This window comes from Acaryochloris marina S15 (assembly GCF_018336915.1).
Taxonomy (GTDB): domain Bacteria; phylum Cyanobacteriota; class Cyanobacteriia; order Thermosynechococcales; family Thermosynechococcaceae; genus Acaryochloris; species Acaryochloris marina_A.
In genome coordinates, this window is sequence record NZ_CP064923.1 from 4,145,001 (window position 1) to 4,161,828 (window position 16,828).

The following is a 16,828-nucleotide window of genomic DNA, read 5'->3' on the forward strand; positions in this document are numbered from 1 at the left end:
CGCTACTAAGGGAATCGCTGTTGCTTTCTCTTCCTCCAGTTACTAAGATGTTTCAGTTCACTGGGTTCGCTCGTGCTGACCTATGTATTCAGTCAGCCGTTTTAAGGGTTGCCCCATTCGGAAACCTCCGGATCAATGCTTGTTTCCAGCTCCCCGAAGCGTATCGTCGGTAACCACGTCCTTCATCGCCTCTGTGTGCCTAGGTATCCACCGTTAGCCCTTTGTAGCTTGACCACAAAAAGTTTTTCATTGGTGTCTGTAAATATCAGTTCATTGCACTAGGCAATCAACTGACCTACCTGACAGAATTTATAATGCTATGCAGTTTTCAAGGTTCTAGCTGGACTCGCATCCAGCAGGTTGTCATGTTCACACAAGACAGCTTGCAAGAGGCAATTATCCATATCGAGTTGTAAAATTTGTCTTGGTGGAGGTAAGCGGACTCGAACCGCTGACATCTGCCTTGCAAAGGCAGCGCTCTACCAACTGAGCTATACCCCCAAATAAAAAATGAGTGGGCCATCCTGGACTCGAACCAGGGACCTCACCCTTATCAGGGGTGCGCTCTAACCACCTGAGCTAATAGCCCGTGGTGTTTAACTCGAAACCAGATTCAAAAGTACAAGACTCTTGAACCTGAATCTAGAGTTTTCACCAAACCTAGAATAGTTTGAAAGTTAAGACTCCTCGACCGACCTTGGGATGACTTGTCTAAACAGCCAATATACGTGAGTCTGGCCGTTAGCAAGTAGGTCTCCCTAAAAGGAGGTGATCCAGCCACACCTTCCGGTACGGCTACCTTGTTACGACTTCACCCCAGTCACCAGCCCTACCTTCGGCGTCCCCCTCCACAAGGGTTGGGGTAACGACTTCGGGCGTGGCCAGCTTCCATGGTGTGACGGGCGGTGTGTACAAGGCCCGGGAACGTATTCACCGCAGTATGCTGACCTGCGATTACTAGCGATTCCTCCTTCATGCAGGCGAGTTGCAGCCTGCAATCTGAACTGAGGCTAGGTTTATGAGATTAGCGCACTCTCGCGAGTTGGCAGCTCTTTGTCCTAACCATTGTAGTACGTGTGTAGCCCAGAGCGTAAGGGGCATGCTGACTTGACGTCATCCACACCTTCCTCCGGTTTGTCACCGGCAGTCTTTCTAGAGTGCCCAACTTAATGATGGCAACTAAAAACGTGGGTTGCGCTCGTTGCGGGACTTAACCCAACATCTCACGACACGAGCTGACGACAGCCATGCACCACCTGTGTTCGCGCTCCCGAAGGCACTCCAAGCTTTCACTCGGATTCGCGACATGTCAAGCCCTGGTAAGGTTCTTCGCGTTGCATCGAATTAAACCACATACTCCACCGCTTGTGCGGGCCCCCGTCAATTCCTTTGAGTTTCACACTTGCGTGCGTACTCCCCAGGCGGAACACTTAACGCGTTGGCTACGGCACTGACCGGGTCGATACGGCCAACACCTAGTGTTCATCGTTTACAGCTAGGACTACAGGGGTATCTAATCCCTTTCGCTCCCCTAGCTTTCGTCCATGAGTGTCAGTTACGGCCCAGCAGAGCGCCTTCGCCACTGGTGTTCTTCCCAATATCTACGCATTTCACCGCTACACTGGGAATTCCCTCTACCCCTACCGTACTCTAGCCTTTCAGTTTCCATTGCTGATCCAGAGTTGAGCCCTGGGCTTTAACAACAGACTTGATAGGCCACCTGCGGACGCTTTACGCCCAATAATTCCGGATAACGCTTGCCTCCTCCGTCTTACCGCGGCTGCTGGCACGGAGTTAGCCGAGGCTTATTCAACAGGTACCGTCAGATCTTCTTCCCTGTTAAAAGCGGTTTACGACCCAAGGGCCTTCCTCCCGCACGCGGTATTGCTCCGTCAGGCTTTCGCCCATTGCGGAAAATTCCCCACTGCTGCCTCCCGTAGGAGTCTGGGCCGTGTCTCAGTCCCAGTGTGGCTGATCGTCCTCTCAGACCAGCTACTGATCGATGTCTTGGTAGGCCGTTACCCCACCAACTAACTAATCAGACGCGAGCTCATCTTCAGGCGAAAAAACTTTCACCTTTCGGCACATTCGGTATTAGCAGTCGTTTCCAACTGTTGTCCCGAACCTGAAGGCAGATTCTCACGCGTTACTCACCCGTCCGCCACTCGCCATCAAGGAGCAAGCTCCTCATGCTGCCGTTCGACTTGCATGTGTTAGGCATACCGCCAGCGTTCATCCTGAGCCAGGATCAAACTCTCCATGTGAGAATTTGTACTGAAATTATATTAAAGTTGAAGTTAGTAAACTACTTAAAAGCAAGCTTCCTTTCGTTCAAAAACTCCGACGAGGATGATTGTCTTAAAATCTTTCAAACTATTGATTTGTCTAGGTTCGGGGCGCTTTCCGGAGGCGGACCTCGTTTCGAGCGCTTGACCAATATAACAACACTGCATTGGACTGTCAACACTTTTTTTTTATTGGCCAAATTAGCTTCATATAAGTTGATTTTGGCATCCCTTCAGAGCTGGTGAATTAGAGGTGTAATTCTAGGGTTTGTTGCGCCACAACAGCCTTGTAGCAGCCTATATATAGATTGCTAGAGGGCGAGGTGTCTGACTGTCTATCTCAAGCGATAACGAGCTTGGCTTCTATACTTGCTTTCTATCGTTCGGTTACCCTGCCGACGAAGCCGCCGTTCAACCAAGATGGCTTTGGTTTGACGTATGAGCCAGATGATCACTAATAAGACAATGCCAGCGGCAAGCAAAGGAATAGCCAGCCCCAGCAACGTTAGGACAACAGATAACACAGCTTCAGCCGTGGAGAGAACGGGATTACCAAGCCCTCCTGTCATAGTGGTTGCTGCAACACGGGTAACGGAGGTGGTTGTTTCCACAACTCCAGCGGCACTGCCTCCGGCCAGTATGGCTAAGGTCCATTGCAAGACAGGATTGAGATCACCTAATGTGGCTGCGGTAAGAACGGAACCGACTGCGATCGCAGTGGGTATCTCAATCAAATCCAGCAGGTTATTGACCCCGGGGATGTAATAGGCCAATACCTCAACCACTACAGCAGTGCTCAGGACAATCAGGGTGGGATAGGTACCAATCCACTGCAAGTTGGAAGCCAAGGGCAGATCACCAAACAGGGCCGCCATACACATAATCAGCGGCGGAATAAAGACTCGTAAACCGCTAGCTGCACTAAGGGTAATCCCGAGGGAAAGGCTAATAAGGATTTCCATGGCGTTTTTAAGATCAATCCTCTTTTACATTGCTTCAATCACATCTTCTAAAGACGTCAGGGTATTTTTCAGGAGGGTGAGTTGGTGCTGATTCTGATAGGGCTTAGGTTCTGCGTTCTCTTCCACAATCGGGGTTAAGATGATCTGCTCAGCGGTGCGCTCATACTCCTGCAGAGCGGTTAAGGCCGCAGCCCGAAACTGGGTGAGATAGTAATGGGCTGCTTGTCGATAGCTTTCCTCATTCTTATCAAACTCAGGTAAATCTGCCTTTGAGACAGCGATGTTCTCCAATTTATTAACGACATAGCCAGTACCGCCAAAAATAGCAGCTCCTAAAGGGCCACCCATCAGCCAGCCTAATCCGGTGGCGATCGCCACCGGGGCAATTTCTTCTTCTTTTGATTTGGAAGTGGATGATGCAGATGGCTGAGGTTGTGACTGGGGTGCAGGACCACTGGGAAAGGCAAACCATAGTTCTGCAGGTCGGGGTTGGCTAAAGAATTCACAAGCTTTATGCACCCAACTCACCACCTCACGCTGATGCGTAAGCCAGGTAGGTTTTAATGTTTCGGTGAGCCAGGCCGGGAAACGTTCTTGTTGCAGAGCAGTCTGGGCTCCCGTTTCGTGGTTCCTTAGCAAGGTGGGCAAATCAAGCCAGACCTTGGTATCGGCTACACTCTCTCGGAACCCTTGAATAATCAGTTTCTGGGCGCGTTCTTTAATCTCTAATCGCTGCTGAGCTCGATCTTGAATGTCAGTCTGGACTTGGGATTGGATAAAGGCAATTTTTTCTTGGAGGGCGAGTTGGAGTTGTTTCGCGAGTGCGATCGCACGCTTCGACTGTAGTGGAATTCCCTCAGTTTGATAAGTCTGGACAATACTCTGCAAAGCCGTTTCTAGCATAGGTAGCCCTGTGATTTGGGCAGCAGCCATATCTCCTTTAAGGCGGGCTCTCAACGCGGGTAAGGCATCCACACGGTAAAGATTGCTAATTCCTGAGGGGAGTTGGGACCGAAAGCTTTCTGCCACAAACCGCATTCGGTTCATCACCTGTTTTTGTTCATCGGGGTCCAACAGGTTCAAAAAGTTAACGACAAACACTACACTGTCAATCCCTCGATCCAGCAGCCAGTCCCGGAGATGTTCTCGTTCGCCTAAAGTCATTAACTTACGGCCATCCAGCATCTGAATGACTACATCTGCTGTCAGCAATTGCTCCTTAGCCAAAGCATCCTGAGCTTCACGGTCATTGGTTCCTGGCAAATCTAGCAACTCCACCCCCGTTTGCAAGAGGGGATGAGGACAACTCACTTCCACAGACACCACATCTTCCCGCATCCGCCGGTTATCATCCAAAATGGCGTATTGCTTCAGGATATCGGTGCCAGATTCAACAATCTCTTGACTGCTAGCCAAACTAATTCGAGTTTGGAGTTGAGGACCATAGCAAACCCGAATGGCTGCTCCCGTTGTCGGGATCAAATCAATCGGGAGGGCTTTCTCCCCTAATACAGCATTGAGTAACGTAGATTTCCCATAGTTAAACGGACCAAAGATAGCAATTCTGAGAGCTGTCTTCTGAACACAATCAGAAACTGCAATCACCTCTCGCCGCAGTTCATCGGTCTCCTGAAGCTCCAACACCCCTACTGTCATTTGTAGGACCTGAGTCAAATTCCGGTAGGTATCCTGTTGAGTCATGTAAAAAAGTTAAAGCACACATAAAATTGGAAAAAGACCCAACACAGATCTAGATCAATAGCTGTCTTCTGCTAAATCCAGAACTTTATGTTGAGAGTACGTATCCTTACAATTCAATTCTAAGTTGGTCCACAGCGAGAAATAAGCAGCGCTCCTCCCTGATCCTAACGAACAAGTTGATAAAGATTATCTCCTCTAGCTTTCCCATTCAGAGGGTTTAACTCACTTGAACTTAGCTTTCACCATAAATTTATGCGTGTGATTTTAACCACTCAAATATCTCAACGTTATGTAAAAGCTCAAATCTGGCAACCCTTGCTATGTCGAATACAGCAAACTGGGTCAATAATTTGACTCTCCAGAAATATTCACAGACCATAGGAAAGATTAAGAGTGCAAGTTACTTTTCCGGCTTAAAAAATCATCGTGCTTTCTAACGCAGAGGATGCTGTTCGCGCCCTCCATTTCATCCAACAAAATATCAACGCCAATGATGGTCTGAGTGATATCCAAATTCAAGTTTTTTCCCAATGCTGGGAAGGTCGGTCTTATCGTCAAATTGCGGATAGCGTTGGCTATGAAGTGGGCTATATCAAAAAAGTGGGTTCCCATTTATGGCAAAACCTATCCAAAGTTTTAAGCACAAAAGTATCAAAAAACAACTTCAAAGTTGCGCTCAGGGAGTATGTTGAGCAACATCCTCTACCTGACACTGTTCTGACAGCTAAAACCATTGACCATACAAGTGTCTATCAAGATTGGGGGGAAGCGATCAATGTCTCTTCCTTTTGGGGGCGGTCAATAGAATTAGCCACACTTCATGAGTGGATACTCGCTGATAAATGTAGCTTGATTACCCTGTTGGGAATAGGGGGAGTGGGTAAGACTGCACTCTCCGTAAAGATAGCCCAGCAACTCCAAGACCAGTTTGCCTATGTGCTCTGGCGGAGCCTCAAGAATATGCCTCCCCTTATGGAGTTACTGGCAGACTTAATCCTCTACTTATCCAATCAAAGCTTACCGAAATTACCCAATACCCCTTCTCAGCGAATCTCGGTTTTCATCCAATATTTACGGCAACATCGCTGTCTGATTATTCTGGATAATGCTGAAAGTTTATTACAAAGTGGGCAAAAGTTTGGGCGTTATCAACCTACTTATGAAGAGTATGGCGAATTCTTCAATCGGGTCGGTGCAGTTGCTCATCATAGTTGCTTGATCCTGACCAGTCGAGAGTTGCCTGAAGAAGTTGCCATTCAGACTGGAACTCGCTTACCCGTTCGGGTATTCAAAGTAGAGGGATTAGACGCCACTGCAGCCCGAGAAATTCTCACCAGTAAAGGACTATCAAGCTCCACGCCCGAAACCACATCCCTGATCCGTTGCTATCAAGGCAATCCTCTGGCACTCAAGATTGCAGCAACATCCATTCAGGATGTATTTGCAGGGAATGTAGCAGAGTTTGTTCACCATGGCACCATTGCATTCAACGGGATTCGGCGATTGCTGGATCAACAGGTGAAGCGGTTATCTAAGTTTGAACTGCAGGTGATGACCTGGTTGGCAATTCATCGTGAACCCGCCACGATTCAACAGCTGGCCAATGATGTCATAAATCTCCCATCCTTTGCCACCTTGCTCGAAGCCCTAGAATTCCTGGGTCGCCGCTCGCTAATCGAAAAAGTCTTGCCTGATGAGACTCGCCCGGCTAGTTTCACCTTGCAGCCAGTGGTCATGGAATATATGACCGATCGATTGATCTCTCACATCAGTCAAGAAATGATGGGAGATCAATTGACCTATCTACATCAATATCCCCTGGTCTTGGTGCAGGCCAAAGATTACTTACGAGAAGCCCAAATTCGGCTGATTCTTAAGCCAGTTTTTCGGTACCTATTGGCAACCTATCAAGATTTCACCTCACTAGAGCAACATCTCAAACAACGGTTGAATGAGCTCCATATCCAAAATCAGCCCACCTATGCAGCGGGGAATATTCTGAATCTTTTACGACTCTGCCAGGCCAATTTTACTCATTTAGATTTATCTCATCTGACCATTCGGCAAGCAGATCTGCGAGAGATCAAGCTACATCACGTCAATGTCTCTCATGCCAATTTAGAAACAACCTTATTCTCAGAAACGTTAGGCAGTATTTTTGGCCTTGCCTATAGTCCAGATGGCAGTCGTTTAGCCGTTGCCAATAACGGAGAGATAAAACTCTATGATTTTCCCCATTACCAACATCAGTTCACCTTACCTGGCCATAAAGTACTGATCTGGACGATTGCCTTTAGTGATGATGGCTGCCTGCTAGCTAGCGGCAGTATTGATCACACTATTAAGGTTTGGAATCTTAAATCAGGGAGTTGCGTCCAAACTCTGAGGGGCCATACAGGGGCCGTGCTGTCTGTGGCATTCCAGCCCCAAAAAGGAGTTGGACCAGACTATATTCTGGCTAGCACCAGCCAAGATGGCAGTGTCAAATTGTGGAATATTAGCACTCAAGACTGTATTCACACCCTGGAGAATACAGAACAGTCCGTTCGAACAGTTACGTTCAATTCCAGTGGTGATACCTTAGCAATCGGTTATCTTGATGGCCAGGTCAGTCTTGTGAACTTACAGTCCAATCAGCAGCAATGGCTGCCCTCAGAGATCAACAGTCAAGAGTCACCCTTGGCATTTAGTCCTGATGATAAAACCTTAGCAGTGGGCTACAGTGACGGACAGATTTATCTGTGGGATGTGCAGCCAGGGCAATTAATCAGGATTCTCCAAGGCCATACCACTCAAATTTTCTCGGTGGCCTACAGCACCGATGGACAAATGTTAGCCAGTAGTTCTGGCGATAACACCGTCAGAATTTGGGATCCACATACAGGACAGTGTCTCAAATGTCTGCAAGGTCATACATCAAGGGTATCTGTCGTCGCCTTTCATCCAGACAATCTATGCCTTGCGAGTGGCGGTGAAGACTCAACGGTGCGGGTTTGGGATGTGCCAACAGGGCAATTACTCAAGCGTCTGAATGGATATAGCGATTATGTCTGGTCAGTGGCCCATAGCCCCACTCAAGCAGTCGTTGCCAGTGGGAGTAATGATCGGGGGTTAAGACTCTGGGATACTCAATCGGGTCAATGTTTGCGAGCATTGGAAGGCCATGTTGGTCGAGTTAGATCAGTAGCTTATAGTGCCGATGGCAACCTTCTGGTGAGTGCAACCTATTCCTATGAGATTAAAGTTTGGGATCCTACAAAAGGAATTTGCCTCAATACCTTCCAAATGCCAGGAGAATGGTGCTGGGATATCGCTTTAAGTCCAGACGGAGAAACCCTGGCTATCTCTAGTGGAGACAACAGTATTCATCTATGGCATGTTCCTACAGGCGAATTACTAAATACCCTAGTAGGTGAAAAACATTATGCATTGGGGTTAGCCTTCAGTCCTACAGGAAAATTTCTGGTTACTTCCAGAATGAATATTGTGCAAATTTGGGATCTGGATTCAGGACAGTGCATTCAAACCCTGAGGGATGAAGAGTGGGTCTGGTCCGTTGCCTTCCATCCTCAAGAGCCCTTGTTGGTGACGGGCGGGAATGACGGTAGCGTCAAACTCTGGGATCTCAATCAAGGCCAATGCATCTGTCCCATGCAAGATCATGGTGCACTTATCTTGTCTGTAATATTTAGTAGCGATGGTCAGCTCATTGCAAGTGGAAGCTTTGATCGAACGGTTCGCATTTGGAATCGACGGACCGGTGAATGTATCCAAGTGCTGGAAGGTCACTCTGACGGGGTTTTCTCAGTCTCTTTCGCACCCGAGGGCAACACCATTGTCAGTGGTGGAGTCGATGAAACCGTCCGAGTCTGGGATGTGAACACTGGTGAGTGCATACACACATTGCAACCTCTCAGACTGTATGAAGGTATGAATATTTCAGGGGCTACTGGATTAACGGCAGTAGAACGGCAAACGCTCAAGACTTTAGGTGCGATAGAACACTAGCCTTTTCTGGATTCAGAAATATTGAAAGTAATCAGACGCACCCAAAAAAGATTAGCCCTTGAGAATAGGGGCTGTGTACATCAAGCGGTAGCCAGTAAATTTTGATACGCCGTTTCAATCAACTCACAGTCAGTAGAAACGGCTTGCTCTAAATTTTCTAGACGAGCCACTTCAGTTTGGCGATCAATTTCGCGGGAGTTTTTCTGCTCTAATAGGTTATCTAATTCCTGTTTGCGAGATTGGATATCCTCTTGCAAGCGCTGCATCACCTCTTGGTTGTAGGCATCAAAACAGTCTTGAACAGAGTTATAAATGGGCTGGTATTTTTCCTGGGCAATTTGGGGTAGACATTTCACGAATTCTTCTTTCGTCGCCTTGGTCAACTGTTTGCGAGCATGATCAGCTTGCAAAGCCCCGATCCCTAATCCCACCAGAGCAAAGGTGATTGGCCCCAACATAATGCCAAAGACCGATGAGGCAATCAGGGCAATACCAGCAGAGGTAAAGAAATTGAGCATAATGCTTTGGAAATCGAACCCCGTAACAGCCATGGCAGCTCCACCAATATTGCCAGAGGCTAAGGAGAACAAGCCCATCGCCCATTTGGCCCATCCAGGAACATTATCATTCGATTGGCGCTTCGGCCCCCGAGCATTGACATTTTGGCCCGTCAATTTTTCGGTGATTCGATCGGTAATTCGGGCGTAGGAGTTACCGTATTGCTCAGCACTTCTGGACAATTCTTCGAAGGCACCTTTGATATCGCGCTCAGCTCGGATGCTCCAAGCAAAAAACTTATCATTCACATACTGCTGAAAAGCTTGTTGGAACGAAGCATTAAAAGATTCACGACGTCCTTGGCTAAACAGATCTAGCAGTTCTAAATCGGGGGGTTGATATTTGAGGAAGTCTTGATCGAAGGTGATTTCTAAATCGAATATATAGGTACGAAATGAATCGGCAACGGAACGCGATCTCTGATCTCGCATCCGATGAATATCTTCTCTAAAATTCTCGCCAATCTCTTTCAAGTCCTCAAATTCAGGTTCTACGGACTCAATGCGTTGCTCTAGTTCCTGAACACTCTGATCTAGAAGCGGAATTCGTCGAGTCGTGGCATCCTGGACTCGATTCAGCGCTTGACGGGCTAAAGTTCGAGCTTGCCGCAATTCAGAAATAGCACGCTCTTGGGTAAGGAAGGTGTTGAGGGCAGATAAAAAGTCAGGAAAACCCGTGCCATCTAAGTTAGCATCGGTATCTTTGACTCGCTTCCGCAGAGCCTGTAGGGCTGAGACGGGAAATACTCGCTCTTCATAAAGGTCATAGCCATCGATTTGGCAGTATTCCGCGAGATTAGCGTGGAAGACTTTATGGAGTTTGCGGGTGGCATCTTCTAGTTCTGCTGGATCATCGGGGTCAATCAGGCTTTCCTTGATTTGATCCCAAGCATTAATCAAGAAGAAGATCGACAGTCCCCGATCCTTAATGTAGTTTTCTAGGTAGCGACGTTCGGCTAGGGTACAAGGCTGGGTGGCACGCAATACAAAGAGAATGGCATGACAGTTTTGAATAAATCCCAAGGAGAGATCGTTTCTCGCTTCCGTATCATTCAAGCCTGGGCTATCGACAATCTCAACCCCTTTTTCTAGTAAAGGGAGAGGATATTCAACAACAGCATGGCTTACATCTGGGAAGGCAACTTGCTTTTGTTCTTCTAGCTGCTTTGCTTCTTCTGGATCGATTGTGTAGCGGTCTTTGAAGCTATCAAAGTCAATTTGTTCGGGGGATTTACCATCATTGAAATGGACGGTCACAGTTTTATCTGGCCCGTATCTTAGAATAGTCAGTAACGCTGTACAGGGATTGACATCGCTAGGCAGCAAGTTTTCACCGATAAGAGCGTTGAGAAAGGTACTTTTTCCCCGCTTCATATCTCCCAGAACCATCAACCGAAATACACCCTGCTTTAAATTGCGGCAGACAACGCTAACGTCTTCAATTTCTTGTTGAAGCTGCAATGATCCTGAGGCAGACTGCCCTGCCCGTTCCGCATCTTCTAAGGTTTCAGCAATGCTGGATAGGTGAGAGGCAATCTCCTGACGGATCTGAGAAATTCGATCTAAATCTTCCAGGAAGCTAGCGGTTTCGACAGGATTGCTCATAGTGAAGGAAGGTAAGGCTGCATTCCCAGCATACCCATCTGTCCTTTTAAATCCACTGATTAAGTATGAGAACGTCGGCAGCCCCTTCCCTAGGCAGAACCAAACGATAGATGCCCTTGACTCAAGCTTTGCAGAATCTGATCAGGGTGCTCCAGTAAAAAGTTAGGGGTTTTTTCTGCAAGTACTGTTCGGTCATTAAACCCCCAACTAACGGCAATACTGATCAAACCAACCTGTTGCGCTGCCTTCACATCATTAATTTCATCGCCAACATAAGCTAATTCTTTGGGGTCGATGGCCTTGAGTCTAGCCAATTTTTTTAGGGTCCGTCTCTTCCCCGATAGAATCTGACCACCATAGATAAATTCAAAGAGATGATCGATGGCATATTTCTGTAGAACATACTCAACATTCCGTCGAGAATTCGCAGTAACAATCCCTAACCGATAGCCTTCAGCCTTTAAATTATGGAGGGCAGTTTCGATGCCCTCGACTAATGCTAAATCGTCAATACTACGAGTCAGCTCTTGCCGAAAACGCTGCAAATAGCAAAGGGATCTCCATTTGGGAATCCCCAATTCTTGAGCAATTTCTTGAATCCCTAACTTTCGTAATAGCTCAATTTGAGCTGGGGAAAGAGGTTCATATCGAAAATCTTCAGCTAGGCGATTGGTAGCTTCGATAAATATGCCAAGGGAATCGGCAAGGGTGCCATCAAAATCAAAAACGATCAAGCGCATACTTCGTTATGTTCGTATCCCCATAACTTGAGTAACAGTGAACTCCAACATTATTCCACCCGATCCAACACCGTGATATTTGGGTCAATAATCTTTTTGCCAATCCCTGAGAATTTAACTGCCAAGCAGATTTTATTTCCACCCCCAAAAATATGGGTCACTTCTCCAAGGCCAAAACCACGATGAACGAGCCGATCACCTACCGCCCAATCCATAGCATGGGTATTAGGCATCTTTTTCTTTTTAGCCCCTGGACTCATCGCAGAATGGGGTGGCTCAGATGGAATGGCCGACAAAGAATTGGTTTGCAAGAGATCTCGAGGCAGTTCTGATAGGAATAGAGAAGGCATCGCTGGCTCCCTTGAGCCATACAATCGTCGCTCCCGTGCATGGGAGATAAAGAGTCGTTCCTGCGCCCGCGTAACACCAACGTAGCAAAGACGACGTTCTTCTTCGATGGCAGCAGGATCTTCTAAAGAGCGGAAATTAGGGAACAAGCCCTGTTCTAGGCCGACCAAAAAGACGATAGGAAATTCCAGCCCTTTAGCTGAATGCAGTGTCATCAGTGACACTGTCGTTTTTTCATCTAGATCATCTAAATCAGATGCCAGAGCAGTATTGGCTAGGAAAGAAGGGAGAGACTCGTCAGTATTCTCGTCCGCATATTGTAAAGCCGCATTTTGCAGCTCCTGGACATTACCAATCCGATCATCCGCTTCATCGGTTCCCTGATTTTTCAAGTCCCGAACATAACCAGAATCTTCTAAAATCCCCTGGATAATATGGGCTGCAGATTGAGTTTCAACCTGTTCTTGCCAATGCCGCATCATTTCCACAAACTGCAAAATAGGCTTCGCACTACGGGCAGCTAAAGTCTTGACCGCCGTTTCTTCCGTCAGCATTTCCCATAGGGGCACTCCTAGTTCCTGAGCCGCATTAGTGACTCGATCCAAGGTAGTTTTGCCAATTCCCCGTCGAGGCGTGTTGATCACCCGCTTGAGGCTGACGGTATCAGCTGGATTAACGATCAGGCGCAAATAGGCCAGAACATCTTTGATTTCTCGGCGATCGTAGAACTTCAGGCCCCCAACCACGGTATAGGGAATACTCCAGCGAACTAAGCCTTCTTCAAATGCCCGAGATTGGGCATTGGTCCGGTAAAGAATAGCAAAGTCGCCCCAGCTAAGCTCGGGGTGGGATTGCTCTAGGGTCCGAATCTGCTGCACCACAAAATCGGATTCGTGCAGTTCATCATCCGCCCGATAGCAATAGATGGGTTCTCCAGCCCCCCGAGTCGGCTTGAGGATCTTATCGATACGTTCGGTATTGTTGTCGATTAGCTCATTGGCAACCTGGAGAATGTTTTCCGTGGAGCGATAATTCTCCTCTAGCTTTACCATTGTCCGGGTATCATCATCCGGCAGACCATCCCCAAAGTCCTGCTGAAACCCCATCAAGATTTTAAAGTCTGCTGCCCGAAAGGAGTAAATGGACTGGTCAGCATCACCCACCACAAATACAGAGCGATGATCCCAATCCTTAAAATTTTGAGTGTCCGTACCATTGGTTGCCAGCAACCGCAGCAAATCATATTGGGTACGGTTAGTATCTTGATATTCGTCCACGAGCATATGGCGAAACTGTTTGTGCCAATAGCCTAGAACTTGACCGTTCTGCTTCAGCAATTGCACCAGCACCCGAATCAGATCATCAAAATCAAGGCCGTTATTAGCTGCTAGGGCATCTTGATATTTGCTATAGACTTGGGCAACCACACGGCCTCGAAAGTCTTGCTGATTCGCTTCTAGCTCTTGGGGGTTCCAGCCTTGGTTTTTAGCATTGCTAATAGCAAAGCGAACGGAACGGGGCTGAAATTTGCGGTCGTCAAGATTGAGCTGATTGACGACAATATCTTTAATCAGACTCTGCACATCTGATTCATCAAAGATAGAGAAGTTACGCTGCCACTTACGCCCCTTCTCATCCTGGTATTTCTCAATTTCGATCCGCAACAGACGGGCACATAGACTATGAAAGGTACCAATCCAGAGAGGTTTAGTAATGGTTTTATAGACTTGCGATCGCAACTTCGTCTGCTGCTGAGGCGCTAATAACTCTAAGGCTTTACCATGATTCTGCTGGGCCAACTGCTCCGCAAATAATTTCTCAATCCGCTCCTTCATCTCTCGAGCCGCTTTATTCGTAAAAGTCACGGCCAGAATATTTTCTGGATTGACCTGATGACGCATCACTAAATTGGAAATGCGATAGGTCAAGGCTCGAGTTTTGCCGGATCCAGCACCCGCTACCACCAGCAGCGGACCACAAAAGTGTTCCACCGCTTGCCGCTGGGAAGGATTGAGATGACTTAAAAAGTCGGGAATAGCAGACATAAAAAATCAAGGAGAAGAATTCAGAAGTACCGTCGATAGGGGAGATATCATACCAATCTGATTGAGCAATAGAACTATCTCTGTGCCCACCATACGTGATTCCAATAGAAACGCAAGTTAGAAAAAATTATAAAGTCAGAGAATAAAACTGAATAATAACGCCTTGCCAAACTCCCAGCAACGCTAGAACCTACAAAAAAACAGACTAATAATCCCGTAACACAAGGAATCTCTAGTCACCATTTTAACGATATGCACAGGTACGCCAGCCAGCCGTCTTGGGAGAAGACAGTCCCTCTTCTAGTGCTGTCCAGAACATCCACTGATGAGATGAACACTATCCACCCACAAAGGAAGATAGTGTTCACCCTCTACTCATAAAGCTTTTAGCAACTAGTGCTGGGGTCTACTAAAGGCCATCGAACTGGCTTCAATAGTTCAACACTTGGATAACAGGACCTGAACTAGGGAGGTTACCTGAACTGACCGTGAGACCGCTCCCACCTGATCGTCGAATGGTAGACCCTTGCATCAGGGAAAGAAACGCATCCACCGACTGAAGATCGCAGACACTTTCGTCAGCAGCAGCCGTTTTGTAATGGGTCGGAATCACCATTTTAGGGTTGAGGGTTTGGACCGCTGCCTTGGCTTCTTCCGGGGTATAGGCCTTCGCACTCCCACCCACAGGAATCAACAGCACATCAGGCCGCCCCATCAGGATCTTCTGGTCCACACTAATGGGAGAGGCAATTCCCCCTAAATGAACCACATTCACGCCACCTTGAATCCACTTCCAGGCCACATTAGTACCAAACCGATACCCATTCACCCGATCATGGAGCGTCCGTATGCCTTGAAACTGCAAACCATTGGTTTTATAGGCCCCAGGTTCAAACAAGAGCTTTGGTCTTCCGGGTAAACCTTCAACCACCCCTTCATCTAGCAATCGGCTACTGATTAAGACAATATTGGCCGACGTTTGGGGTGACGGATACTTAGCCGTACAGCCTGAAGGGCGGAAAGGATTGACCAATACCTGAATACCGCTACCGGAGAACAAAAAACAAGTATGGCCTAGCCAACGGATGCTCAAAGAGCCTGCGGCTTGGGCGGGAGAAGGCTGCCATTGGGTGGCAAGACCAGCTCCCAAGCTGGTAATCAATCCTGCTTGCACATAGTGCATGAAGCGGCGACGGTTCATAGTTCTCTGTGATGTATCCCTGAATGTGTGTCCTGTGAAACCCGATCAGTATTAGTCATCGGTGGGAAGGTGGCTCAAGAAATTTTTGAGCAGCTGTTTCCCAGATGTTGTCAAAATACTCTCTGGGTGAAACTGGACGCCTTCAATGTGAGGATAGTTCCGATGACGCACCCCCATGATCGTGCCGTCCTCAGTCCAAGCCGTAATCTCCAGGACCTGTGGACAGGTTTCCTTCTTTATCACCAGACTATGATACCGAGTTGCGGTAAAAGGATTGTCTAACCCTGAGAAAACCCCCGTGGATTTATGACTGATGGGGGATGTTTTACCGTGCATGAGCACGGGTGCGGACACAATATCGCCCCCAAACACCTGGCCAATACTCTGGTGGCCTAGACAAACCCCCAAGATAGGCACATTTGCCCCCAACTGCTCAATCAGCTCTAGCGAAATGCCGGCATCTTGAGGCCGTCCTGGCCCCGGAGAAATGACGATCGCATCCGGCTGGAGCTTCTCAATTTCGGCTAGGGTAATCTGATCATTGCGAAAAACCTGAATATCTTGGGCCACTTCAAATTCAGTGGCGAGTTCTCCCAAATACTGAACCAGGTTGTAAGTAAAGCTGTCGTAATTATCAACAACCAGTAGCAAGGCTTTCGCTCCTGTCCCAAGAGAAAGTTATCTCTCCAACTTAGCGTGTTTATCCTACTTTGCAGCTACAAACCCAACTGCAAACAGCGCTGCCATGCTATCCAAGCTCTTTTTAAGCCTGCAAGAGAACTAGAAAGGGCGGAATAATGAGGAACGCGGCAATCACGACTGCTGCCATTGCTGATACCAAAACAGCTGCGGCTGCGCAGTCTTTGGCTATCTTGGCCAACTCGTGGTAAGTCCGCTCTACGGTCAGATCTACGACTGCTTCCAAGGCTGTATTCAGTAGCTCCATCACCAGCACTAAACCACTGGTCAAAGCAATAACCGCCAACTCTACAGGTTCAAGCTGGAGGGACAGCCCCATACTTAAGGCCACACTACCGATAACGGTATGAATACGAAAGTTCCGTTGGGTTTGGAAGGTATAACTCAATCCGGCCCAGGCGTATTTAAAACTTACGAATAGATTATGAGCGACTTTGAATGACAACTCACGCTTAAGCCGCGCAGGTTCAGGCTCAGTACTACTTTGTGAAGAGATTATAGATTTATTTGACATAAATTTAATCTTTTTAACGATTCTACACTATGACCGCAAAGGACATTGCTGCAATCAATCTGAAAGCGATTGGCCTGAATCAACTATTAAATTGTCTATTCCTCAATCAGAGAAGTAATTTTCACCTGCTATGGCTTAGGTTACCCACAGTTCTAGCAAACTC

The 16,828-nt window shown here is 47.5% G+C and carries 9 protein-coding genes, 2 tRNA genes and 2 rRNA genes (1 of these 13 running past the window's edge); 1 reads left to right on the forward strand and 12 read right to left on the reverse strand.

Features of this window, described 5'->3' with window-relative positions; all coding sequences use genetic code 11:
• From I1H34_RS18960 to I1H34_RS18985, 6 genes are all read right to left on the reverse strand, one after another.
• A 23S ribosomal RNA gene (locus I1H34_RS18960) occupies positions 1–234 on the reverse strand; it reaches 2,644 nt to the left of the window's first position.
• Between the two features lie 191 nt (positions 235–425).
• Positions 426–501: transfer RNA gene (locus tag I1H34_RS18965), tRNA-Ala, on the reverse strand.
• Between the two features lie 14 nt (positions 502–515).
• Positions 516–589, reverse strand: a tRNA-Ile gene (locus tag I1H34_RS18970).
• A 172-nt stretch (positions 590–761) separates the two neighbouring features.
• Positions 762–2,264: ribosomal RNA gene (locus I1H34_RS18975) — 16S ribosomal RNA — on the reverse strand.
• The 16S and 23S rRNA genes sit together here with 2 tRNA genes alongside, the layout of an rRNA operon.
• Before the next feature lie 356 nt (positions 2,265–2,620).
• Positions 2,621–3,247: a DUF4126 domain-containing protein gene (locus I1H34_RS18980; RefSeq protein ID WP_212662536.1), complete on the reverse strand. Its 627-nt coding sequence runs from the start codon at positions 3,245–3,247 to the stop codon at positions 2,621–2,623.
• 24 nt (positions 3,248–3,271) lie between these two features.
• The gene (locus I1H34_RS18985; protein ID WP_212662537.1) at positions 3,272–4,948 is read right to left on the reverse strand and encodes a dynamin family protein; all 1,677 of its coding nucleotides are present in this window, start codon (positions 4,946–4,948) and stop codon (positions 3,272–3,274) included.
• A gap of 426 nt (positions 4,949–5,374) precedes the next feature.
• Here I1H34_RS18985 and I1H34_RS18990 point away from each other — a divergent pair, with 426 nt between their 5' ends.
• On the forward strand, positions 5,375–8,956 hold the full coding sequence (locus I1H34_RS18990) for a WD40 domain-containing protein (protein WP_212662538.1): 3,582 nt from the start codon (positions 5,375–5,377) through the stop codon (positions 8,954–8,956).
• Between the two features lie 80 nt (positions 8,957–9,036).
• Here I1H34_RS18990 and I1H34_RS18995 read toward each other — a convergent pair whose 3' ends face one another.
• The 6 genes from I1H34_RS18995 to I1H34_RS19020 all read right to left on the reverse strand — a co-directional run bounded on the left by I1H34_RS18995 (position 9,037) and on the right by I1H34_RS19020 (position 16,665).
• Complete coding sequence (locus I1H34_RS18995; RefSeq protein ID WP_212662539.1) at positions 9,037–11,118, reverse strand: dynamin family protein; 2,082 nt, start codon at positions 11,116–11,118, stop codon at positions 9,037–9,039.
• 89 nt (positions 11,119–11,207) lie between these two features.
• Positions 11,208–11,858: an HAD-IA family hydrolase gene (locus tag I1H34_RS19000; protein ID WP_212662540.1), complete on the reverse strand. Its 651-nt coding sequence runs from the start codon at positions 11,856–11,858 to the stop codon at positions 11,208–11,210.
• A gap of 50 nt (positions 11,859–11,908) precedes the next feature.
• On the reverse strand, positions 11,909–14,251 hold the full coding sequence (gene pcrA / locus I1H34_RS19005) for a DNA helicase PcrA (RefSeq protein ID WP_212662541.1): 2,343 nt from the start codon (positions 14,249–14,251) through the stop codon (positions 11,909–11,911).
• 430 nt (positions 14,252–14,681) lie between these two features.
• Positions 14,682–15,452: an MBL fold metallo-hydrolase gene (locus I1H34_RS19010; protein ID WP_212662542.1), complete on the reverse strand. Its 771-nt coding sequence runs from the start codon at positions 15,450–15,452 to the stop codon at positions 14,682–14,684.
• 51 nt (positions 15,453–15,503) lie between these two features.
• The gene (locus tag I1H34_RS19015) at positions 15,504–16,103 is read right to left on the reverse strand and encodes an anthranilate synthase component II (protein ID WP_212662543.1); all 600 of its coding nucleotides are present in this window, start codon (positions 16,101–16,103) and stop codon (positions 15,504–15,506) included.
• A 112-nt stretch (positions 16,104–16,215) separates the two neighbouring features.
• The gene (locus tag I1H34_RS19020) at positions 16,216–16,665 is read right to left on the reverse strand and encodes a diacylglycerol kinase family protein (protein ID WP_212662544.1); all 450 of its coding nucleotides are present in this window, start codon (positions 16,663–16,665) and stop codon (positions 16,216–16,218) included.
• Between the last annotated feature and the right edge of the window lie 163 nt (positions 16,666–16,828).

Bases quoted from the DNA above. Each gene is read 5' to 3' on its own strand.
- I1H34_RS19010 (WP_212662542.1), bottom strand. From the start codon at position 15,452: ATGAACCGTCGCCGCTTCATGCACTATGTGCAAGCAGGATTGATTACC.
- I1H34_RS18985 (WP_212662537.1), bottom strand. From the start codon at position 4,948: ATGACTCAACAGGATACCTACCGGAATTTGACTCAGGTCCTACAAATG.
- I1H34_RS18995 (WP_212662539.1), bottom strand. From the start codon at position 11,118: ATGAGCAATCCTGTCGAAACCGCTAGCTTCCTGGAAGATTTAGATCGA.
- I1H34_RS19020 (WP_212662544.1), bottom strand. From the start codon at position 16,665: ATGTCAAATAAATCTATAATCTCTTCACAAAGTAGTACTGAGCCTGAA.
- pcrA (WP_212662541.1), bottom strand. From the start codon at position 14,251: ATGTCTGCTATTCCCGACTTTTTAAGTCATCTCAATCCTTCCCAGCGG.
- I1H34_RS18980 (WP_212662536.1), bottom strand. From the start codon at position 3,247: ATGGAAATCCTTATTAGCCTTTCCCTCGGGATTACCCTTAGTGCAGCT.
- I1H34_RS19000 (WP_212662540.1), bottom strand. From the start codon at position 11,858: ATGCGCTTGATCGTTTTTGATTTTGATGGCACCCTTGCCGATTCCCTT.